The sequence below is a fragment of the Streptomyces sp. P9(2023) genome (genome assembly GCF_032436795.1).
In the GTDB taxonomy this organism is placed as follows: domain Bacteria; phylum Actinomycetota; class Actinomycetes; order Streptomycetales; family Streptomycetaceae; genus Streptomyces.
Genome location: NZ_JAUPWM010000350.1, coordinates 1 through 287 on the forward strand (window position 1 = coordinate 1; position 287 = coordinate 287).

At 65.9% G+C, this 287-nt stretch carries 1 pseudogene; it reads left to right on the plus strand.

The window, feature by feature from the left end:
- Positions 1 to 41 precede the first annotated feature (41 nt).
- Positions 42 to 287, plus strand: a pseudogene (locus Q5762_RS37905) (kynureninase); the annotation flags it as partial.

Consider the following 287-nt stretch of genomic DNA (forward strand, 5'->3'; position numbering starts at 1 on the left):
TGCCTGCCCCCCTGTTAACCCTTTGCCAAAGGGAGAACCAGATGACCGATTTCACCCGCACCCGCGCGCTGTTTCATTTGCCGCCCGGCGTCACCTATCTGGATGGCAATTCGCTGGGACCAATGCCGGTGGCCGCAGCCGGGCGCGTGGCCACGATGATGCGGGACGAGTGGTCGGAGATGCTTATCACCGGCTGGAACAAGGCCGGCTGGTATGAGCAGCCGCGCCGCGTGGGCGACCGTATCGCGCGGCTGATCGGTGCCGGTCCGGGTCAGGTGGTCATGGGC